Source organism: Paenibacillus sp. JT22N1, from assembly GCF_059692155.1.
Genome location: NZ_JCAUAW010000005.1, coordinates 226,184 through 248,990, shown reverse-complemented (window position 1 = coordinate 248,990; position 22,807 = coordinate 226,184). Strand labels below are relative to the sequence as shown.

The window sequence follows — 22,807 nt, the reverse complement described above, 5'->3', positions numbered from 1 at the left end:
ATGTTCCAAGTGCCATGCCAATCCACCTAATCCAAGATAATGGACTAGCACTATTGATATCAATTGAACTGTTAATCTTCGAGCAAGGTAAAGCATATGGGAATGGAATTGTTAATTCGTAAGTGCGGGGAGGTACAGCCGCAAAAAGAAAGCAATAAAGATGCTTCAGATGACCCATGCTTTGAGTAAAGCAAGCTTTGTCAGAAGATGATGGACTCATCAGTTGAATAGTTTTATGTCGCACAATTATACCATGGTAAACGAGTTGGATAATCTATTAGCGTTACCACATGCCTTTTTCCTTGCGTTACTGCACCTCACCTCGCATCCTCATCCCGTCTATTGGGGATGACAACAATCGTAATGAAAGGTCCATCAAGCCGGTCGTTATCGAGTGGAAAAATTGGAATGTTTGCAAATACGCTACGCGAGGCTATAAGAATCGAAGTCCCTGCTTAGATGTCATCTATGTGACATCTATTTGACGTTTAATTAGAAGTGAAATCGTTATGGTTCGGTTAAGAACAAGGAAAGAAGGAAGACCAGTATGCGTTTTGGCTGTTGCATATGACACAATATTATGTTAATTTTATACACATTGAATAAGGGGGATAATATGTTATTTAACTCTTTTGAATTTATTTTTATATTTCTTCCTATAACATTCTTTGTATATTTCATTCTTTCTAAAAGTAGATTAATTACATACTGTAAAATTGCTTTAATACTCTCTTCTTTAATATTTTATGCCTACTGGGACTTTAGGTACTTGGGTTTACTTCTAGCTATTACGATAATTAATTACAATTTTGGCAAGTTATTATACAAATATCGAAGTAAACTATTATTAATTATTGGCATATCTATTAATCTAGCTTTATTAGGTTATTTTAAATATGTAGATTTCTTCATAGCAAGTTTTAACAGCACATTTGGTACGAACTTAAATTCATTAAATATAATCCTTCCACTAGGTATATCATTCATTACTTTTCAAAAGATTGCTTTTCTGGTTGACTCATATAAAGCTAAAGTTTCGAATTATAATTTCCTTAATTACATGTTATTTGTAGTTTTTTTTCCACAATTAATTGCTGGTCCGATCGTTCACCATAAAGATGTTATTCCCCAATTTGAAAACAACAGTATATTTAAGGTAGATAACAAGAATGTTGCAATAGGAATAACTATCTTTTCGTTAGGTTTATTTAAGAAGATCGTAATCGCTGATACATTGTCTACTTGGGTTACTCCAGGTTTTAATAGTGTAACAACATTGACAACGATTCAAGCATGGAGTTCTGCAATTTCGTATACCTTACAGTTATACTTTGACTTCTCCGGATATTCAGAAATGGCTATTGGTTTGGCATTGTTATTTAACATTAGACTGCCAATCAACTTTTTATCTCCTTATAAAGCGAACAATATAATTGATTTTTGGAGACGTTGGCATATTACGTTATCCTCGTTTTTAAAGAATTATTTGTATATACCCATGGGAGGAAATCGTAATGGGAAAACGAGAAGATATATTAATTTATTTATAACAATGTTATTGGGAGGTTTATGGCACGGCGCAGGGTGGGCGTTTGTGGTTTGGGGTGCACTGCATGGGATGTATTTAGTAATCAATCACGGTTACAGAGAAATTAAAAAAAAGTTTTCGAATGTCAATGCATCAGAAATTGAGTTGGCAGCGACATCATTAAGCAGATTCCCATTCATACGTCATTCCGTATCCTTAATACCTTCAAGAGTAATAACGTTTGTATCTGTGGTTATCGCATGGGTGTTCTTTAGGGCTGAGACATTTGATCAAGCATTTGTCGTAATTAATAGTATGTTCTCTCTCAAAATGCTGAATTTGGGCGATATAATTTATCTTCCGGATGGGAAATTTCAGATATTAGTTCTTATAACTCTTTTAATTTGGGTAAATCTAGGACCTAATACATTTGATATTTCTGCTAATATCAAACCGAATTTTAAGTGGTTATTTTTTGTAGTGGTAGCTTTGTGGATTCCTTTACTTTTTTTAGATAGAATTAAAGAGTTTATATATTTCCAATTCTAAGGTGGGGTTAAAATGAGTTGGCAAAAATGGAATAAACTTTTCTTAGTTTTGGTGTTCTTGTTGCTTACACCAATCATAACGATTAATTACTTTATAGACCCATTATGGACTAATAACATTTCTAATAAGTATAACCAAAAGCAAGAAATTATTGACGAAAGACTTCAAAAAACAAATTATATCTCATTTAGAGATTCGCAATACGACACATTGATAATAGGAAGCAGTAGGACAAGTTTTATTAACTCCTTGGACTTTATAGGACATCGCTCATTCAATTACTCAGTAAGTAGTATGCGTCCTGAGGAATACAATGAGTACATTGAATATGCTAAGTCCCAAAATGGGAGTGATTTTAATTATATAGTTATTGGTCTTGATTTTTTTGGAACTAATGACAGTTTAAAGGGGACGTACGAAGATCCACAATCTTATTTCGCTAAATCTAGCAATCACCTAAATAAATATAAATATCTAATAAGCATTGATACATTAAAGAAGTCATATAAAAACTTAAGAAACAGTTTGAACGTAGAGACTGAACAGTACTATGATCGTACGTTGGTCAAACATCAACAGAAAGTATCTGAGGTTCAATCCAAGGAAAGAGCTGTTGCCGATGTAAAAGTCTATAGAGATACGGTATATAAAGATTATAAATATAAGAACATGTTAGATATTTTTAGTCAGATCAAAAAAAATAATCCCAATTCGACTTTTATTGTTTTTACTACTCCTGAGACGGTTAGACTACAAGAAATTATTATGCAAGACTTTCAACCATACTATGAACAATGGATTCGAGATGCTGTAACCGTATTTGGACAAATATACAATTTTAATTATCCAAACAGCATCACTTCAGAGCAATCAAATTATAAAGATGGACACCACTTTTACCCGGAAACCGGTTCTTTAATTGCTCACAGGATTATTAATTTTGCCGATCATAACATTCCAAATGATTTTGGAGTATTAATAAATAAAACTAATTTGGAAGTGAATCCAAGACTTCTTGGTTCATTCAAATAATCAAATTGTCAAGAACCAGATAAACCCTACCTATGTTGAACTGTGGCCCGAAAGATAGACACTTTGAAAAAGTGCCCATCTTTCGGGTTTTTACGGTGAAGGCAACGATGGACATTCAGCCAAAAGCCGGAGAGAAAATGGAAGTTGACTAGGCTGGTCATAGCCGCTATTGTAGAAACAGGATTCCGGGGAGCTGTTACCTGTCTACGTATTTGTAGTAGCCTTGTCCAACAGCCAGTATGCGTATTTTGAGGGATTCCTCTCACGAAATCTAGATTGCTGGATTACTGCACACATTCATGCTTTCTCCCACTTTGGCGGTGTGGCCAAAATCCCGTCAAGAACCCTAAATACCGGTGTGGAGAAGTCTTCGTGGTATTCTCTGGTAATCAACAAGACTTATCATGAAATGGCAGAGGCACTACTGCCGTTATTTAAACCCGTGTCCTAATGCCTAAGGACAATCCCAGCGTGGAAGGCGCTCTCGTCGTCATCTCTACATGATCATCGCTGTATTACGTGAATATTTCGATGCAATAGATCCACCCTTCCAGAGGTAGGAGCCACCAGTACGCGGCAGCCCCTTATTAAGTATGAATGGTTAATTTATAAGTCCTTTGCGTTCACGCATGGAGTCCATGCCTTCGATCGTGATCGTGTAGGATGAATGCACTATTCGGTCGAGAATTGCATCTGCCAATGTGCTTTCACCGATTTTCCGTGCCAACCGGCAGGAGCGAATTGTGAGCAGAATATGGTAGACCCTTCTTGATGGCGTGCCCTCCACGATCTCGAGCAGCTCCCGGGCCTCGCTCTCCTTTAATTCGTCCAAAGCGTTCTTCAAACGAAAGGGTTTGGAAGTTCGGATCTAATAACTGATTTTGATAGGAATCCGCCATTGCTGCGATGCTCATTTCGTATAGTTTGCGTAAGGTAGGTTCATAAGCCATGATTCCCCCGCCCGTAAAAATCTACACTTCGGATGAATCCATGGTTCTCAGAAGAGAGTGATGGTTCCTTTGTTTCCGGCTGAGCTGAGTTTCAAACCGATCCTGTCAGGTAGCCAAGATCGTTTTAATACTCTGGAAGCTCGGCCCATGGTTTGTAGGATAACGCTTTGGCACAAGCCGCTTCGAGACGAACTACTCCATACTTGTCGGCAAGCTTGAGGAGTACCATGCAGCTTCATACTTGGTAATTGTTGTAGAAGATTTCAATAACGTTGCGAGTCATTCGGAAATCTACCCGATGCAACATATCTCATTCGTTCCCACCGACTAGCATAATAAAATTAATGAGAGCATCATTGCGGACGCCATCCTCGATCGTATTGTGCAAAACTTCTTATGAAATTCTGATTGATGGCGAAGGATTCTATGCGTAAGCTCAAAGGCCTAAAACAAATAATGTAACCAACACCAATTTAAAGTAGCCACCTCTGCCGAGGTGGCTCTATTTTATTAACACAGCGACTCCGCCGCATCGAAATACTCAACTGTTTGAATACATCGAGCTCTTTTACAATCGCAAGCGAAATCCGTTTCCCATAATGCTTAGAAATCATAAGCTCTAATTATTATCTCTAATGCTTTCTTACCTTCTTCCCCATTTACTAAGGGCTCAATATTATTATTTATAGCATCAATAAAATCTTTATAAAGTGGAGTGTGTCCATTTCCATACACACTGTCTACTTCAGAGTTTTCATCTATTTTATCATAGTCTCTTTCGTCAGCAAATATCCATGTTTTGATTTCATTAATAGCTAGACCACCAATAACTACGGTACCTTTTTCACCAAAAATACTTAAGGTTTCTTCTAGGTTCTTTGGATATACACAAGCACTGCCTTCCACAATGCCGATAGTTCCACTTTTAAATCTTATAAGAATAGCTCCAAAGTCTTCCATCTCTATGTTTCTTAAAAAGGTACCTCTTTCCGCCTGGATTCTTTCTACTTCGGAACCTAGCATCCACTGAAGAAGATCTATATTGTGTATACATTGATTCATCAATGTTCCACCATCAAGTTCTTTAGTTCCTCTCCAAGGTGCTTGTTTATAGTAGTTATCATCCCTTGTCCATAAAATTCTAGCCGTACCATTGATAAGTTTACCGAATCTTTTTTCTTCGAGGGCTTTTCTTAACTTTTGAATGGAAGGATTAAATCTATTTTGGTGGCATACAGCTACTTTTTTATTTTTTTCTTTTGCCAGAGCAATAATATTGTCAGCATCATTTATTGATAATGCCATAGGTTTCTCTATAAGCACATGCGTATCACTATTAATACAATCTATTGCATGCATAGCATGATAACCACTTTCTGTAGCAATGGTTACTACATCAATCTCTTCATTCTTTAACATTACCTTGAAATCCGTATAAACTTTTACCTCTGATTTTTCTGTAGCACCTTCATATTGTCTTTTTCTTTCAATTGCTTTATCTTCTACTAAATCGCATACTGCAACTAGAACAGCATTTTCTTTGTTATTAATCAAAGCTTCTATATGTTTACTACTGATCCTTCCGCATCCTAGAACAGCAAATTTAAGTCTTCCCATTGATTTCATCATTATAGTACCTCTAAATTATCTCTATTTTTTAGGTTTTTCATTGCATTTTTAGTATCAAATACGTAGTTTGAATTGGCTTGTACAAAATTATAATCAACATTGGTATGGGCAGTGGTAACAACAACTAAGTCATATTTCACTAGATTTTCATGCGCAAGTCCGCTTATGCTCTCTTTAGCTTTTCCTTTATAACGATATGAAGATACATGTGGATCATAGTAATCTACTATACATCCTTCTTTTTCAAAATTCTCAATAACTTTTAAAGCTGCGCTTTCTCTATAGTCATCGATATCCTGTTTGTATGCTACTCCTAGTATTAATATCTTTGATCCATTAAGGGGCTTCTTAAATCTATTGAGTATCTTGCTACATCTCTCAACTACATACTCCGGCATATAATTATTTATTTCCCCAGCTGTTTCAATTAATCTAGTATGATAATCATACTCTCTGGCCTTCCATGTAAGATAAAACGGATCTAAAGGTATACAATGCCCACCAAGACCTGGACCCGGATAAAATGCTTGGAAGCCAAAAGGTTTTGTCTTAGCAGCTTCTATAACTTCCCAGACGTCAATCCCCATCTTATGGCAAATAATAGCCATCTCATTAGCAAGGCCAATATTAATATTTCTGTAAGTATTTTCTAAAATTTTCTCCATTTCAGCTACCTTAGGTGATGAAACTTCAAATACCTCCCCTTCTAGTACATTCCTATATATAGCTGCTGCTACCTCTGTTGCATCTTTTCCTACCCCTCCTACAACTTTAGGGGTATTTTTCGTCTTAAATTTTAAATTACCTGGGTCTACTCTTTCAGGTGAAAACGCGAGAAAAAAATCTTCTCCACACTTCAAACCCGAACCTTCTTCTAAAATTGGAAGAAGTAATTCTTCTGTAGTTCCTGGATAGGTAGTACTCTCTAACACTACCACAGTTCCTCTTTTAAGATACTTTGAAATGTCTTTAGCTGAATTCTTAACATAGCTGATATCAGGCTGTTGATATTTATCTAATGGAGTAGGTACGCAAATAGCAATAAAATCAACATCTTTAATGAATGAAAAATCGGTAGTTGCTGATAAGTCCCCTTTGTTAACAAGTTCTTTAAGATCTGAATCAACTACATCCCCGATATAATTGTACCCGCTATTTACCATATCAACTTTTGATTTTTGTATATCAAATCCTATCGTCTTATACCCTGCTTTTGCTTTTTCGACTGCAAGAGGTAACCCCACATAACCTAATCCAATTACTCCAACAATTAAATCCTTATTATATATTTTATTAAGTATTGTTTGCTTAATTGACATATTATCTCCTATTTTTTAATATTTTTTATAGTTCATCATACTGTCTCATTAATAACATGATGTGATGTTCCAGTTATCTAAAAAAACGATCATTCTTGATTAGAAAGTAATTGTTCTACGGGAACATTTCTTAGTTTCTTGGCAGGTGCACCAACTACCAACTCATTACGAATCACATTTTTGGTTACTACGCTTCCAGCAGCAACTGTTCCGTCTTCTTCGATAACTTTGCCAGGAAGAATTGTTGCATTTGCCCCAATTCTTCCTCCTTTTTTGACCAAAATCCCTTTGAACTTATCAAACCTTTCTTTGGTCCTGGACATATAATTATCATTAGTAGTTACTACACATGGTGCAATAAATACATGGTCTTCTAGTTTGGAATATGCTGTAATATAACAGTTCGTCTCTAATTTACATTTAACCCCAACTTCGCAATCGTTTTCAATAGCTACACCACGACCTATAATAGTTTTCTCACCAATAATAACTCGTTCTCGAATAGTTGCTAAATCAGCAATAAAAACATCATCTTTAAGGGTTGCACCCGCGTAAATGATTGATGAAGTACCTATAGTGCATCCATTTCCTATCTTTGTCGGGGGAACTATTTGATTATTTGTTTTTAAGGCAGAATTTTTAGCGCGCATAGGCTGTTTACCAATTACAGAATTATCATGTATCGTCACATTGTCGCCAATTGATGTCCCCTCGTAAATAACCACATTATTTCCAATACAAACATTGTCCCCTAAAGTTACATTTTCACAAATCACCACATTTTTCCCTGAACATGAATGTTTTTCCATATTTACCCTCCATTTTGCAAAAACACAGGACTAATCGGTTCTAATCTAGAGTCTAAGAATTCATTTATCGACATATTAACTCACCAAACTCTAATAGTGTCTTTACTATATATGTTTTTTCTTCTTCAGTTAATTCTGCAAACAATGGAATTGCAAAAGTTCTTTTCGATAAATACTCTGCGTTAGGAAGCATTCCTTCTTCATACCCTAAATTGGTATAGGCTTTTTGAAGATGAAGCGGAATAGGATAGTATTCCCCCGTTGCCACTCCTTTTTCTTTTAAATATTTAATGACATCTTCTTTTTTATCTGATTGTAATATATACATATGATATACATGTTTTAAATCGGCTTCCTCATAGGGAGTAACATAATCTGTATTTCCTAATTGGCTATTATAGAAATTCGCAAGTTCCTTTCTTTTATTGTTCCATTTATCTAATAGCGGGAGTTTTACCCTTAGAATAGCAGCTTGAATTTCATCTAATCTCGAGTTATGTCCTACTAAGTAGTTATAGTATTTTAGAGGATTATATACTGTGTTATCTGTAAATAGATCTTCTTCCACTTCTTCAACTATATTATTTAATAGATTATATGCTTTTCTCCCATTTTCTCCACTTCCATGTGTTCTTAATGCTTTGCATATTATTGCTAAATTATCATCACTTGTTACAATCATTCCGCCGTCTCCGGCGCAACCAAGATTTTTGGTGGGAAAAAATGAAAAGCAAGCTATATCACCTAAAGAGCCTATTTTTCTTCCTTTATACTCTCCGCCCACTGCTTGACATGCATCTTCAATCACTTTTAAATTGTACTTTTCCGCTATTTCTACTATCTGATCCATATCTGCACTTTGACCAAAGATATGAACTGGCATAATCGCTTTTGTTCTTGATGTTATCTTTTCTTCTATTTTGTTTGGATCGATATTAAATGTATCCAGTCTAACATCTACAAATATAGGAGCAGCCCCGACTGCTGATATGCTTTCTGCTGTAGCAAAAAAAGTAAAAGGAGAAGTAATAACTTCATCTCCTTCTCCAATCCCAAGTGCCTTTAAAGCAATTACAAGTGCATCCGTACCATTTGCTACAGATATCGAATGTTTAACTCCTATGTTATCGGCAAATTCCGTTTCAAACTTTTTAACGTTTTCACCCATAATATAGTTTGCTAAAGATAAAATATCCAATACATTCTTATCTACATCGTATTTAATTGATTCGTATTGTCTTTTAAGATCAATCAATGGTATTTTCACGGCTTGCACCATCTTTCTAGTTATTTGGGCATTAATTTTATTCTTTTACCTGATAACGAATAACTACCAACTATCCACATAATTATTAATCTCAAAACACTTGAAAGTAGAGTTGCTATACAAAACCCATACAAACCATACATTTTAAGGAAATAAATTCCAGATATAATATATGTTACTCCGAAAATTATCTGCAAGATTACTTGCCAGTATGCTGAAGTAAATTTCAGTAGTATTGGTTGTGTCAACGCCCCAATAGTTGTAATGATAGCTGCCATATTTGCAATAGGTAATATTTCAAGCGCATCTTCGATAAGATTAGGATATAACATACCCGTTACTGCTGGCGCCATAATTAAACATATTACGTAAAAAAAAGCTGAAACCACAACTATGACTACATTAAATTTCCAAAAATCTTTTAAAGACATTCTTTGCCTACTTTGAGCTAAATATGATAATATTACACCTGAAATTGGTTGAAATACCATACTTATTATCTTTCCAAACATAGAAGCTGCAAAAAAAATCGCAACTTGTTCTCCACCCATAAAAGGATACAGCAAAAATCTATCAAGATAAATTAGAAAATTGGCTAACAAAGTGGATAATGCAAGTAGGATAAATCCAGAAAGTGTGCTTTTAAAAAGTTTTGTCTTAATCCTAGGCTCTTTTACAAATTCAGTTGTAAAAAAAGCAAATATCAACGCACATAATTCCCCACATAAAAATGTAATCTGCCATGCTCCTACCCAGGTGGAGATTATAGCTCCGATAATATAACCTATACAAACCGATAAGTTGTACCAAAATATTAGAATATAGTTGATTTTCAATCGATATTCTACGCTTAAGTACGATCTCATCATTGTTAATAATGTAACTAAAATTAGTAAAATAACATCAACTAAATTTATATTCTTTGAAAATAATAAAGTTATACTAGTCATTGCAAATATGCTAACAATTGATGCAAATTCTAAAATTATTTTAAAATCACCTTGTAACTTTTTATCTTCATAGTCCTTATATTTTATTAATCTTATATTATCTAAAGCCCCACCAACAGTTAACGCTAAAGTATTTACTATGGCCATCAAAGAAAGTATGAAACCAAAGTCGGACTGTCCAAATTTATTTGATAAAAAGGGGAATACAATCAATTGCAACGTACCAACTAAAGCAATAGATGCCAGAAAATTCAACACAATATCTCTTCCAAATTGTTTAACATTTAAATTAATAGATTTCACCTAACCGATCCTTATATCTACTTGACTTATAATCACTTATTCTGTTTTCTTTCTTTATAAATAATTTAAATAAAATAATTATTAAAATGATTTCAATAAAATAATTCAGCGTAGCTGCTCCAAAATCGCCCCTATGCGCTTCAGATATTAATTCAGCGAAAAAAAATAAATATATAAAGTCAAAAAGTGTAAAATCTCTGTTAATATTACGAATTTTTTTTAGGTATTTTATATCCAAAAATGCACAGATACTTCCCCAAAAAGCAGATATAAGTATAACTCCCATTGTCCCTAAAGTAGCTAAAGCTTCACCAATATAACCTGTGGCAGCAGAAAACCCTGCCAATGCAGCATCAGGGATAATTTGTGAAATGATAGCAACAGAAGTGTACGTGGGTTTTTGTCCCCAAATTTCTCGCGGAATAGGTATTAACAATATTTTAAAATATCCTAAAGGACTAGCAGTTACATCACCTTTTTCAATCTGTTCAGTCAGAAAATAATATGAAAAGCTAAAATCAGTATTTTGGAGAACCATATCGACCACATTATCAGCTGATGTAATATGATTGTATATACTATTTACACTAATTTCTTTAATTCCCCACGTTCTAGCAAATCCCATCAAATATAAAACAACTACAATAAATAAAACAAAAGTTACTCCTATTACTGTAATTCTTATTTTATTTTTTATTCTTGAAAGAAAATATACTCCTAAAGCCATAAATGGATATACGATATATCTTCTACCATAGATAAAGCTAAAACCTAGAGATACCACTATTAGAATTGATATTAAAGCTATTAGCTTCTGTTTCTTTGTTTTGGCTGTAATAAATAATGGCGGGATTAAAAAAAATGGTATTACTTGAAGTATGTCAAGTATGCTTGCTAATGTGCTGTTTTTCTTTTCACTTAATAAATTTGCCGTACCACCATCAAAGATCTCCATAATCCCTGTTATTCCATTAACCATAAAAAATACTACTAGCCATACTAGCATCATAATTTTAAAAATAAGAAATACGGTTTCAAAATCAACTTTACTATCTAGTATCGAATTTTTGTTTTTTTTAACGTTTGAATAATTAGTTGAAAGAAATACTATGGCATTTGACAATATAAATGCAGTAATACCAAATAAAGCATAGTATGAAATTTTTTCAACAATACTATCCTGAATAATTTCTAAGTTCATTGATCGATTTTTTATTAATGGGGTAACAGCATATATCATAAAAAAAGTAACAACCCAATATAAGGATAGTGATACTGCATATTTTCTCAAGAATAAAATGAAAATATATATAATACATACAGTGCAAAGTATAGTTAGATTCATTTTTCCCTCTTTTTGTCCTACATATGACTAATATTGAATTTAAATAGACAAATTATACAAATAATCTTGATGCTAGTATTTTGTAATCTAAAATCTCAGTTGCTATTTTATTTGTTTCAATTCTTTTTATTTCAAGATTTTCACGATTTTCCGATATTTCTCTCAAAACTCTTGTTATATCTTCAGTTGTTTCAACATAAAAAGCACTTTCATGAAGTAGATACTTATGACTTTCATATGGATATAAAGCAACTGCACTTTTACAACAAATTGCATTCTGCATTGTAGCAGATTGACTACCTGGTTGGATATATAAATCACATGCACACAAATACTCTAATAATTCATCCCCACTTTTCCAACCTTGAAATTGAATTCTACTGTCTGAAGAGATGAAAAATTCGATTTGTTGCTTTAATTCATCATTGATAGATCCAATTAGAACCAGCTTAAGTTTCTCGCTAGGTACTTGAACAAATCCTTGTATTATATCCGTTGTCCGTTTCAACTTATCCATTTTTCCTGAATGGACAACTAAAATGTCATCATCTTTCAACATTAACTCATTACGGATCTTCTGTCTCTTCTCTTGATATATATCATCTTCTAATACCACTCCACCTAGTGGGTAAAACTCCATTTTTTCATCAGGAACATCATATAATTGTCTTAAAAAATCAAAACATTCGTAAGCGACACAAAAAACTTGGTTCACATAGGGTAAAGCTCTTTTAATAATGGCTTTATAATAAATTTTATGCAGTATATATTTCGATAAAAAATTAGTAGCAGAATTATTAAAATCTTCGTGACTATCTAAATATAATTTTACATGTGCATGTTTTTTCTTATATTTAACGATTGTTAATAGTTCAAAAGTTTGTAAACTATGATGAAAAATTATATCAGGAGATTCTTTTTCAAGTATATTATATAATCCTTTAACAGATCTCACTTTACCTGAAACAAATTCTCCCAAGATATTTCTATATTTAAGTCTAATTAAACGTATTCCATTGGGTAAAATTTTATCTTCTTCAAAAGTTTTGATAATTAATCCATTGTTATATTTGTAACATTCAGAAATAACAGTAACATCATGACCATCAGATTTTAATTGATTAGCTAGTAAGTTATCTTGATAAGTCATTCCTTCGGTAAAAACGGATGCTAATCCAATAAATACAATTTTCATTATATCTTCACCTATCAATCTTAAAGTGTGGCATTGTTAAAAAGAGAAAGAGAACAATATTAAATTAAGGGAGTATTATAAATATTTAAATAATTGTGACACATAATTGTTTTATCGTATTTTTCTCTACCCAAATGTGCACATTCCTTTTTTGATTTAAGAGATAACGAACCATTGAATACAGACTTTATGACATTCTCTAATTTATAAACATCTCCATACGGTACAAAAACCCCATATCCTTCTGGAGCTGTTTCTTTTGTTCCACCCCCATCAAACCCAATTACCGGGGTGCCACATGATAAAGCTTCGATACATGTCGTTGGTAAATTCTCCCTCTTACTGCAAATAACAAACACATCCGCCATAGAATAATACTCCGCAAGTTCTTGCTGGTTTTCGGTTCTCCCTATGGCAATAACATTATCATCAAAATTCTTATTTAACTCCTCTACACCGATAATAATAAACTTAACTTTTTCTTTCTTCATTTTTCTTGCTAATTCCAGTACATATTGACCACCTTTTTGTGATGACATTATATCAGGAGCGACAGCAAGAATAACTTTCTCATCTGTAATATTATGTTTAGACTTGAGATGATCAAAGCTTCTAGGATGAAAGATATTCTCAATATCAATACCATTATGAACGACTTGTATATTTTGATTACCCAAGAATGATTGCTGTACTCTTCCAGCTAACCAATGAGATGGTGTAACGATTGTCAAATTATCAAATCCATCAAACAACTGTTTCTTTTCGTAAAACATTTTCTTTGTAAAATCTAAATACAAACTTGCTGGATATTCTTTTACTTGAGGACAATTACCGCATTCAGTCTTCCATTTTTCGCATTCAAAAGCATGTCCACATTTACCGGTATACATAAATTCACAATGAAAAGTCCAAATTGTTTTTATATTATTTTTCTTTAGATAATCCATTACTGGACGTATGTTTACAAAATAACCGTGTAATTCATGAATATGAACAACATCGGGTTTGAATTGTTCTATAAATTTAAGTAATCTCCGAGTAGAAAAGTACGAATAGCATCCTGTGAGTCCCGTTAAACGAGTCATGAATGCATGAAAATACGTCTCCACATCTAAGCCAAATTTAAATATATTCTTATTCTCTTCTTTTAATTTACTTCCACGTCCATAACAAACCGCTGCTTCGTGTCCTTCTTTTGTACACTCCGTATATAAATCATAAACAATTTTCCCAGTAGAGCTCTTTTTGTAGTTTACGTCTATTAATAATATTTTCACTCAATCACCTTATTTCCACTCTACTTCTAAATCCTTTAATCATCAAATCCACAATTAATCTTGCTTATATACACCAATTTCAATTAAATCTTTTTCTTCCGGAGCCGTTATTAATACTGCTTTTTGTGGTCCGTAATATACAAACAAACTACCGGCCGCGGCAGCATGTGCGCCACCTTCATCAAGAACCTTCTTAAAATCGTAAATATCTTTTGCCCCTCCACACGCAATGACGGGAATAGAAACAGCAGCAGCGACATCCTGAACAAGTTTAATATCATAACCTTGCATCATGCCATCTCTATCGATTGAATTTAATAAAATCTCTCCGGCTCCTAACTCTTCAGCTTTTCTTGCCAATGTAACTGGGTCGATGTTTACTTTATTTTTCCCATCATTGATATAGCATGTTCTCTTACCAAACCAATCATTTTTAACATCAATAGAAACTACGACACTTTGACTGCCGGCAAAATTTGCAGCCTCTCTGATTAGATCAGGATTCTGAATAAATGCGGTATTAATAATTACCTTTTCATATCCGATAAAGAATATTTTTTTAATTTGTTCTAAATCCGTAATTCCCCCGCCATAACTTAGAGGCATAAAGGCTTCACTTGCAATATCTTTTAAATATTCATAATCCGGTCCTCTACCTTCAGAAGTAGCAGTAATATCTAATATAGATAATTCATCAACGCCTTTACCATTAAATATCTTCACGGCATTGATCGGATCTCCTAAATATCTTGGATTGGAGAATTTTGTAGTTTTAACTAAACCCTGTTCTTTTAATAAAAGGCACGGTATTAATCTAGGTCTAGAATACACGTTACACCCTCCTAGCAAAATTCTCTAGTAATGCCATTCCAAACTTATGACTTTTTTCAGGGTGAAACTGTACACCGTATATGTTGCCTTTTTTTACTGCCGCTGCAAATGAATAGCCATAATCACATTTCATCAGTACATTCTCCTCACTATCGCATACTGCATGATAAGAATGAACAAAATAGTACCTTTGGGTCGGCGTAAGCCCCTCAAATAGTGGGTCATCTTTAATAGCAGTGGCTGCTAAATCCCAGCCCATATGAGGAATTTTCAATTGCATAGCATCATCAAATATAAAGCGCTTATTATCAAATGGGATAAGACCTAATCCGCTATCGTTTCCTTCTTCACTACGTCTGCCAAGCATCTGCATGCCAAGACATATACCAAGAAGCGGTTTTTGATCAATAATGACATGTCCCTTGATAGCGTCAGTTAGACCACTTTCGTTCAGTTTGTACATCCCCTGATCAAACGAACCTACACCAGGCAGTATCAACTTATCTGCATTAGCTATTTCCTCAATATCTTTAGCGAGAATTGAAGGTACGCCTATTTTACGTAGCATATTTATTATGGAACCTACGTTTCCCATTCCATAGTCTATAACTGCTATCATATTCTCACCACCTCGTACTTGAGTAATATCGATAAACCATTGGCTTATTATCTAAATTGTCTCTTTTCATAACCCAATTTAATAGCTAATTTAATTACTGTTTCCATCAGCCAAGCACTTGATTTATAATCACGATATGTTTTATTCTCACTGTTCATCATTTCTATAAACTCTGCTTTTGTCAAACCAAGCTTCTTCGCGACATATTCTAAATCTTCCAATGCAAGTTCTGGACTGTATGGCGGCTCAGCAAGCTTGTTCAATGCTTCTTCTCTGGAGATTTGCCCCGTCAATATCAGACTGGAAAAGTGAGCTCTTCTCTTATCGTAACCAAATTTCTTAACCAACCAATAACCTTCATAAAATCTGGTGAAAATACTCTCAAAATGCTTATTCGCATATCGCTGCCAACCAAACTTCTTCTCCATAAGCGAGATTGCTTCTTCTTTCTTATAGGGAATCAAGTTTAATGGTTGAACGATCTTCATACCCTTAACATAACGGTAGTACAATCGATATTTAAACATTCCGCAAAGAGGAAGTGTTTTTAAAGGACGTGTGCCGAATCTCTTATGAATGTCTTTTATTTGACGTAGATCGTTTAAGTACACCCACTCATTAGGTTCTCGAACGCACTCTGTTGAGTAATTAGCTCCTGTTAGTACATACTTTATACCTTGTTTTGCTGCATAATTATATAGAGCCGCGAAAATAGCATGGTCTTGAGGTGTATCTTGATATGGAACTTGTGCTTTAAAATAGGCGAGTTGTAAATCTTTCATTTCCTGCCAATCAATAATCTCAGTGTATAGATCCACATCTAAACCTCTAACGAGTTTTTCGATGTTTTCAACTGCTACATTCAGACTCCACCCAGTATCAACAGCAAAAACCAGAGGACGTAAACCCAATACCTCTTTCGCATAATACAAAAGATAAGAACTATCTACTCCGCCACTAAGACCAATAATACAATCATATTTTTGGCCTTTACTATCATTTTTTATCTTTTTTACAATATTGTCTAACTGTTTCTTCCCAATTTCATCGGGATGCCAATTAGGAAGTATATTATTGTAGTAATTATTGCAATGGTCACAGAAACCTCTCTCATCAAATTGGATCAACGAATCCGTGGTATCCATAGCACAATTGGCACAAATCCTGTACTCTCTTTTCCCCATTTTGCATTAACTCCTCAAATTAGATGAACTTTAATTTTTTCCCCATACTGTCATGTTCACTATCTTTGCATAACTTTGAATTATTTTTGCCACCTTAACTGAAACATTAGTATCAGCATAATCTTCAGCCAATACAGTTTCTTCACCATTTTCAAACATTCCCACAGCAAGTTCTACCGCCTGTTCAATGTCCTCACCTTTAATTCCTCCAATAACGACTGTACCCTTATCAAGAACCTCAGGTCTTTCGGTGGAGGTTCTTATTAGTACTCCGGGGAATCCTAGTATTGCGCTTTCTTCTGATAATGTACCACTGTCAGATAACACACAATAAGCATTCAACTGAAGTTGGTTATAATCGATAAATCCAAATGGACTCATACTTTGCACCAATGGATGAAACTTAAATTCACGCTTTTCAATAAATTTCTTACTTCTAGGATGCATAGAATAAATAATCGGTAATTGGTATTTCTCTGCAATTCGATTTACAGCAGTCAATAAGGACATAAAGTTATCCTCTAAGTCGATATTTTCTTCTCTATGAGCAGACAACAAGATATATTTTTTCTTCTGTAAGTTTAGACGAATTAGTACATCACTTGCTTCAATAATATTTTTATGGTCACGCAGAACTTCAGGCATAGGAGATCCCGTCACAAATATGGTCTTACCATCAATACCTTCAGACAATAAATACCGTCTGCTGTGTTCCGTGTAAGGCAGGTTAATATCCGAGATATGGTCTACTACTTTTCTATTAATCATCTCTGGAACATTCCAATCCCAACAGCGGTTACCAGCCTCCATATGGAATATAGGCACTTTCAGCCTTTTTGCAGAAATAGCTGCAAGTGCTGAATTGGTATCGCCTAAGATTAGCAATGCATCTGGTCTTTCTTGTTGAAGCAATTCATAAGACTTAGCTATGATATTACCCATCGTCTCCCCGAGGTCTTTACCTACACTCTCTAAATAAAAATCCGGAGCCCTTAACCCTAAGTCATCAAAGAATACTTGATTTAAAGTATAATCCCAGTTTTGTCCAGTATGAACAAGAATATGATCAAAGTATTTATCGAAGACTTTTAGACATGCTGAGAGGCGAATGATCTCAGGTCTTGTACCTAAGATAGTCATTACTTTCATTCTAGACATAATCAAACCTCCAAGTAATAAGTATCGGGTTGTTTAGGGTCAAAGAGCTCATTAACCCACATAATAGTAACCATATCTGTATCTCCGAGATTCTCTATATTATGGGTATATCCAGTCGGAATATCAACAACCTCTAATTTTTCGCCGCTAACAAAATATTGTAATACTTTATCCTGCCCAATTTTACGGAAGCGAATAACCCCTTTACCACTAACAACCATGAATTTTTCATTTTTAGTATGATGCCAGTGATTTCCCTTAGTAATCTCTGGTTTGGAGATATTAATAGATACCTGTCCTCTTTCCGCAGTTCTTATGAACTCTGTAAAGGATCCTCTATAGTCACTATTCATTTTCAATTCATATGAGAAATTTTCTTCTGGTAAGAAACTTAAATATGTGCTATATAGCTTTTTAGTGAATTCATCCCCCATATTAGGGATGCCAAGATTGATTCTGCAATCTTTAAATTCTTTTAATTGCTCTACTAATTTGCCTAATTTAACATTATATGTTACTGGTACAACACAAAAATCCCCTTGTTTCGTAGGGTTATCTTCCAATGCTCTTAAAAATTCTGCCAAAACATCATCAATATAACAAAGAGTTAAATCAGTTTCTGGATTGTTCACCTGAATATCTAAATCCCTGGAAATATTATAGCAGAATGTTGCGACAGCCGAATTATAACTAGGTCTGCTCCATTTACCAAATACGTTTGGCAATCTATAGATTAAGACCTTTGCATCCGTTTCTGCATAATGGGTAAATAATAAATCTTCCCCTGCTTTTTTACTTCTTCCATAGGCATTATCCAATTCAGACTGTGTTGAAGACGTAAGAAGAACAGGCGATTTATTATCATGTTTCCTTAATAATTTTAACAGTTGTGAAGTGAATTCAAAATTCCCTTCCAAAAACTCACTTTCATCCTTTGGGCGATTAACACCTGCAAGATGAAATACAAAATCACATTCTTTAACAAATTGATCTAACATTGATATTTCTGTTTCTTTACTATATTCAAAAATATCTGAATAACCTTTATTCCTCAACTCAGCTATGAGATTTTTCCCAATAAAACCTTTTGCTCCCGTAACAAGAATTTTCATTCGTTATTCCAGCCCTTCAACTCTCTCTGCACATAGTCTAATTCAAGCAACTTCTGCTTTATCTCATCTACATTTAATCTGTGTGTATTGTGAGAATTATACTCTTGTTCAGTTGCAAGCTGTTTATCCCCCTCAACAAAGTACTTATCATAATTAAGATCCCTTTGGTCAGCGGGCACTCTAAAGAACCCTTCCATATCTTCAGATACTACACGTTCTTCTTTAGTAAGCAGGGTTTCATACTCTTTTTCACCATGACGAGTGCCTATTATTTTAATTTCACTATTTGCATTAAATATTTCTTTTATTGCTTGAGCCAAGTCTCCTACGGTACATGCAGGAGCCTTTTGTACCATAATGTCTCCTGCTTGTGCATATAAAAATGCGAAAACGACAAGTTCTACAGCTTCTTCAAGGCTCATTAGAAATCTCGTCATAGCAGGATCCGTTACCGTTAAAGGTAGTCCATTTTTTATCTGCTCTATAAATAATGGTATAACCGATCCCCGAGATGCCATAACATTTCCGTATCTTGTACCACAAATAAGGGTCTTTTCGGAGGATATTGTTCTCGATTTAGCAACAAATACTTTCTCCATCATTGCTTTCGAGATGCCCATAGCATTAATGGGATAAGCTGCTTTGTCTGTAGATAGACAGATAACTTTTTTAATTCCATACTCTATAGCAGCTGTTAGTACATTATCCGTACCGATAATATTCGTTTTAACCGCTTCAAGTGGGAAAAACTCACAAGAAGGAACTTGCTTTAATGCCGCTGCATGGAAAATAAAATCCACGTTATGCATAGCGTTTTTAACACTTGCTAAATCTCTAACATCACCTAAGTAAAATTTCAACTTATTGTTTGTATACTGCTTTCTCATATCATCTTGCTTTTTCTCATCGCGTGAGAATATTCGAATTTCTTTTACTTCTGTATCAAGAAATCTTTTCATTACTGCATGACCGAAAGAGCCTGTCCCTCCGGTGATTAAAATCGTTTTATCATCGAACATCGCGAACATCCCTATCTACATTGGATTTGAAGTAAATCAGTTAATTTCTCCAAAAATATTGTTTTAGAGAAGTGTTTATCATAATACTTCCTTGCATTAAGTCCATAAACGGAATGTTTTTCTTTATTGGTAGCAAAAGCTATTATATTATTAGCAAGTTCTTTATAATTTTCTGCAGATGAACACACTCCACAATTGGCTTTACTAATTACGATCTGGGTCTCACCATCAATTGCTCCTATAATCGGTTTTCCTGCCGCCATATAAGATTGAACTTTATTAGGTAATGTATATGAAATGAAATTATTTGCTTTCAATGTAATTAGAAAAGCATCCGCCATGCCATAGAATCTTGGCATCTCAGTTTTCGGGTGTTGCCCATGAAAAGTAACATTATGAAGTTGAAAACGTCTAGCTAAACCCTCACATTTTTGCCGCGAGGAACCATCTCCCACAATATGAAACTTAATATGCCGATATTCTTTAAGTTCATTAGCAGCGTATATTATTGTTTCAACGCTTTGCATCTCACCAATATTTCCCGCAAAAACCAGATTAACATTATCATCATTTCTCTTAGTTATATTAATATCTTCAAACAAAGACTCAGCATATACTGGAAGATGTGTAATGTTCCCCTTAATATTAAGTTTATTACTAAAATATTCTTTAAACAGCTCGGAACTTGTGAATATTTGGTCTGCGCTTTTATAAATCCATCGACTTAATTTAAGTAAAGAGCTATATAGCTTACTAGACGATGAAATTCCAGCAGATGCAATGCTTTCCGGCCATAAATCAAAACAATATAAGATAAGTGGTTTTTTGGTAAGTTTTTTCAATACGATACCAGGCAAAGCCATTGTTACAGGAGAAAGCTGATATACTAAAATAAGATCAAAATCTTTCTTAAGAAAGAGAGCTTTTAAAGAGGCAGATATGGCAAAACTAATATAATTAAGCGTTAGCCTTTTAATTCCATTTCCTCTTCCAAGAAGCCAACTGCGAATTATTTTAACTCCATTTATTTCTTCACTTTTATTTATTAAGCCTCTATACTTTTTATCTACTATTCCACTTGGATAGTTTGGCAATCCTGTCAGTACTGTTACTTCATGTCCTTTATTCACCAATTCAAAGCATAAATCATTTACTTGGAACTGTTCTGGGTAAAAATATTGACAAACCACAATTATTTTCATCATTATCTTCCTCTTTGCTTACTATTGAGGTACTCTTCGACCTCACCTTTTATCCCTTCCTCAAAAGAAACAGGAGAATAACCAAAGTCTTTAACTGCTTCTTCATATCCGAAGCTTTTATCCTCTTGCATTCTGAGCACTTGCTCTACAGAAATGAAAGCTTTTTTATTTACAACATTATAAATTTTCACTGCCACTATTGAAATCCATAGCGGAAACTTTACAATTACAGTTTTTCTTCCAAGAGCTTTTGATACACATCTAATTAAATCAATGTATTTGATAGGAGCTTTTCCGGATAAATTGTACTCTTTGTTGAAGGTTTTATCCACATTTAGAAGTACATCATAATAAGCATAGCCCAAATCTTTAGCATGAACCGGTTGCATGAGATTTTCACCTTTCCCAAACAACGGAAAAAATTTATTTCTAAATAAATAATCAACAAGTTTATACATGTTTCTATCAAACGAGGACCCATAAATCATAGTAGGTCTTAGCACTGTGATTCCTAATTGATTACGTCTTTGGAGTATACCGTCCTCAATTTTAATATATTCTTCGGAAGCACTTTTATATTTTGAATACCTTCCTGTGGTATGAACAAGTATCACCCATCTGACATTGTTTATCAAAGCTGCTTCGATCACATTGTTAGAATGCAAGATAGAAGAAATATGAACTACAGTATCTACTCCAATCATTGATGATTCTAATAGAACTTTGTCTTCAAGGCTTCCATACACCTTTTCTATGTTAAGTTCCGAATTATCAATGATTTCTGAATTACTGTCCTCTCTAACTAAGCATCTTACTTTGCCCTGATAGTTTTCTTTGATTAGTTTATCTAAAAACCATTTTCCTGTATGTCCTGTAATACCAGTTACATATATCACTTTTTTCTCTCCTAACTACAGATTCTGATTAACTTTATTAGACGTTCCCTCCTTAACACCCTCACTTTTAATTACATTAATTATTGTTTTAATAAATACAATCAAATCAAAATAAAAACTCATTTTTTCAACATATTCTCCGTCGAATTGTGCTTTCGCTTGTATCGGCAATTCATCTCTACCATTCACTTGTGCCCAACCAGTTAGCCCAGGATAAATATTATTAGCACCATATCGATCCCTTTCTGCTATTAAATCATATTGATTCCATAATGCTGGTCTTGGACCAACAATACTCATCTCACCTTTTAAGATATTAATAATTTGAGGTAACTCATCCAAGCTAGTTTTCCTCAAAAACCTACCAATCCTAGTAATGAAAAAGTCTGGACTTTGAAGCATATGGGTTGGCATATCTTGCGGCGTATCCGTCTTCATGGTTCTAAATTTTAATATATAGAAATGACTTTTATTTTTACCGATACGTTTTTGTTTAAATAAAATAGGTCCCTTGGAATCAATCTTTATGACGATCACTAGGATTAAAAAAATAGGCAAAAGGATGACAAGCCCAATAAGAGATAATGTAAAATCTATAATACGTTTAACGATTGGATATATTATCATGGAAGC

Annotated in this window: 21 protein-coding genes; 2 read left to right on the top strand and 19 right to left on the bottom strand. The window is 34.1% G+C overall.

What is annotated here, in order from left to right:
- Positions 1–616: 616 nt before the first annotated feature.
- Both AC58UU_RS12230 and AC58UU_RS12225 read left to right on the top strand, forming a co-directional pair.
- Positions 617–2,077 carry an MBOAT family O-acyltransferase gene (locus tag AC58UU_RS12230; protein ID WP_497315923.1) on the top strand — a complete coding sequence of 487 codons (1,461 nt, stop codon included), beginning with the start codon at positions 617–619 and terminating at the stop codon, positions 2,075–2,077.
- A 12-nt stretch (positions 2,078–2,089) separates the two neighbouring features.
- On the top strand, positions 2,090–3,109 hold the full coding sequence (locus AC58UU_RS12225; RefSeq protein WP_497315921.1) for a hypothetical protein: 1,020 nt from the start codon (positions 2,090–2,092) through the stop codon (positions 3,107–3,109).
- A 601-nt stretch (positions 3,110–3,710) separates the two neighbouring features.
- Here the strand turns inward: AC58UU_RS12225 and AC58UU_RS12220 are convergent.
- From AC58UU_RS12220 to AC58UU_RS12130, 19 genes are all read right to left on the bottom strand, one after another.
- On the bottom strand, positions 3,711–3,896 hold the full coding sequence (locus AC58UU_RS12220) for an ATP-binding protein (protein WP_497316241.1): 186 nt from the start codon (positions 3,894–3,896) through the stop codon (positions 3,711–3,713).
- On the bottom strand, positions 3,817–4,059 hold the full coding sequence (locus AC58UU_RS12215) for a hypothetical protein (protein WP_497316269.1): 243 nt from the start codon (positions 4,057–4,059) through the stop codon (positions 3,817–3,819). The genes AC58UU_RS12220 and AC58UU_RS12215 overlap by 80 nt, the downstream gene beginning before the upstream one ends.
- A gap of 603 nt (positions 4,060–4,662) precedes the next feature.
- On the bottom strand, positions 4,663–5,688 hold the full coding sequence (locus AC58UU_RS12210) for a Gfo/Idh/MocA family protein (protein WP_497315919.1): 1,026 nt from the start codon (positions 5,686–5,688) through the stop codon (positions 4,663–4,665).
- Positions 5,688–7,007 (bottom strand): nucleotide sugar dehydrogenase, encoded by a 1,320-nt coding sequence (locus AC58UU_RS12205; protein ID WP_497315917.1) that lies wholly within the window; start codon positions 7,005–7,007, stop codon positions 5,688–5,690. The genes AC58UU_RS12210 and AC58UU_RS12205 overlap by 1 nt, the downstream gene beginning before the upstream one ends.
- A gap of 89 nt (positions 7,008–7,096) precedes the next feature.
- Positions 7,097–7,816 carry an acyltransferase gene (locus AC58UU_RS12200; protein WP_497315915.1) on the bottom strand — a complete coding sequence of 240 codons (720 nt, stop codon included), beginning with the start codon at positions 7,814–7,816 and terminating at the stop codon, positions 7,097–7,099.
- A gap of 64 nt (positions 7,817–7,880) precedes the next feature.
- Positions 7,881–9,095: a DegT/DnrJ/EryC1/StrS family aminotransferase gene (locus AC58UU_RS12195; protein ID WP_497315913.1), complete on the bottom strand. Its 1,215-nt coding sequence runs from the start codon at positions 9,093–9,095 to the stop codon at positions 7,881–7,883.
- Positions 9,096–9,103: 8 nt separating this feature from the next.
- Entirely contained in the window at positions 9,104–10,336 is a 1,233-nt protein-coding gene (locus AC58UU_RS12190; protein ID WP_497315912.1) for a lipopolysaccharide biosynthesis protein, read from the bottom strand.
- The gene (locus AC58UU_RS12185; protein WP_497315910.1) at positions 10,323–11,681 is read right to left on the bottom strand and encodes an O-antigen polymerase; all 1,359 of its coding nucleotides are present in this window, start codon (positions 11,679–11,681) and stop codon (positions 10,323–10,325) included. The genes AC58UU_RS12190 and AC58UU_RS12185 overlap by 14 nt, the downstream gene beginning before the upstream one ends.
- A 52-nt stretch (positions 11,682–11,733) precedes the next feature.
- On the bottom strand, positions 11,734–12,876 hold the full coding sequence (locus AC58UU_RS12180) for a glycosyltransferase family 4 protein (protein WP_497315908.1): 1,143 nt from the start codon (positions 12,874–12,876) through the stop codon (positions 11,734–11,736).
- A gap of 59 nt (positions 12,877–12,935) precedes the next feature.
- Positions 12,936–14,153, bottom strand: a complete 1,218-nt coding sequence (locus AC58UU_RS12175; RefSeq protein ID WP_497315906.1) for a glycosyltransferase — start codon at positions 14,151–14,153, stop codon at positions 12,936–12,938.
- A gap of 54 nt (positions 14,154–14,207) precedes the next feature.
- Complete coding sequence (locus tag AC58UU_RS12170; RefSeq protein WP_497315904.1) at positions 14,208–14,984, bottom strand: AglZ/HisF2 family acetamidino modification protein; 777 nt, start codon at positions 14,982–14,984, stop codon at positions 14,208–14,210.
- Between the two features lies 1 nt (position 14,985).
- Positions 14,986–15,603 carry an imidazole glycerol phosphate synthase subunit HisH gene (hisH, locus tag AC58UU_RS12165; protein ID WP_497315902.1) on the bottom strand — a complete coding sequence of 206 codons (618 nt, stop codon included), beginning with the start codon at positions 15,601–15,603 and terminating at the stop codon, positions 14,986–14,988.
- 47 nt (positions 15,604–15,650) lie between these two features.
- A complete protein-coding gene (locus AC58UU_RS12160; RefSeq protein WP_497315901.1) occupies positions 15,651–16,787 on the bottom strand; it encodes an N-acetyl sugar amidotransferase in 1,137 nt (378 codons plus the stop codon).
- Positions 16,788–16,817: 30 nt separating this feature from the next.
- Positions 16,818–17,945 (bottom strand): non-hydrolyzing UDP-N-acetylglucosamine 2-epimerase, encoded by a 1,128-nt coding sequence (gene wecB, locus AC58UU_RS12155; RefSeq protein ID WP_497315900.1) that lies wholly within the window; start codon positions 17,943–17,945, stop codon positions 16,818–16,820.
- Between the two features lie 2 nt (positions 17,946–17,947).
- The gene (locus AC58UU_RS12150) at positions 17,948–19,057 is read right to left on the bottom strand and encodes a capsular polysaccharide biosynthesis protein CapF (RefSeq protein WP_497315898.1); all 1,110 of its coding nucleotides are present in this window, start codon (positions 19,055–19,057) and stop codon (positions 17,948–17,950) included.
- Positions 19,054–20,076: a polysaccharide biosynthesis protein gene (locus AC58UU_RS12145; RefSeq protein WP_497315896.1), complete on the bottom strand. Its 1,023-nt coding sequence runs from the start codon at positions 20,074–20,076 to the stop codon at positions 19,054–19,056. The genes AC58UU_RS12150 and AC58UU_RS12145 overlap by 4 nt, the downstream gene beginning before the upstream one ends.
- A gap of 11 nt (positions 20,077–20,087) precedes the next feature.
- Positions 20,088–21,281, bottom strand: a complete 1,194-nt coding sequence (locus tag AC58UU_RS12140; protein WP_497315894.1) for a glycosyltransferase family 4 protein — start codon at positions 21,279–21,281, stop codon at positions 20,088–20,090.
- Positions 21,281–22,174, bottom strand: coding sequence for an NAD-dependent epimerase/dehydratase family protein (locus tag AC58UU_RS12135; protein WP_497315892.1), 894 nt, complete (start codon positions 22,172–22,174; stop codon positions 21,281–21,283). The genes AC58UU_RS12140 and AC58UU_RS12135 overlap by 1 nt, the downstream gene beginning before the upstream one ends.
- Positions 22,175–22,189: 15 nt before the next feature.
- Complete coding sequence (locus AC58UU_RS12130) at positions 22,190–22,801, bottom strand: sugar transferase (RefSeq protein ID WP_497315890.1); 612 nt, start codon at positions 22,799–22,801, stop codon at positions 22,190–22,192.
- Positions 22,802–22,807 lie beyond the last annotated feature (6 nt).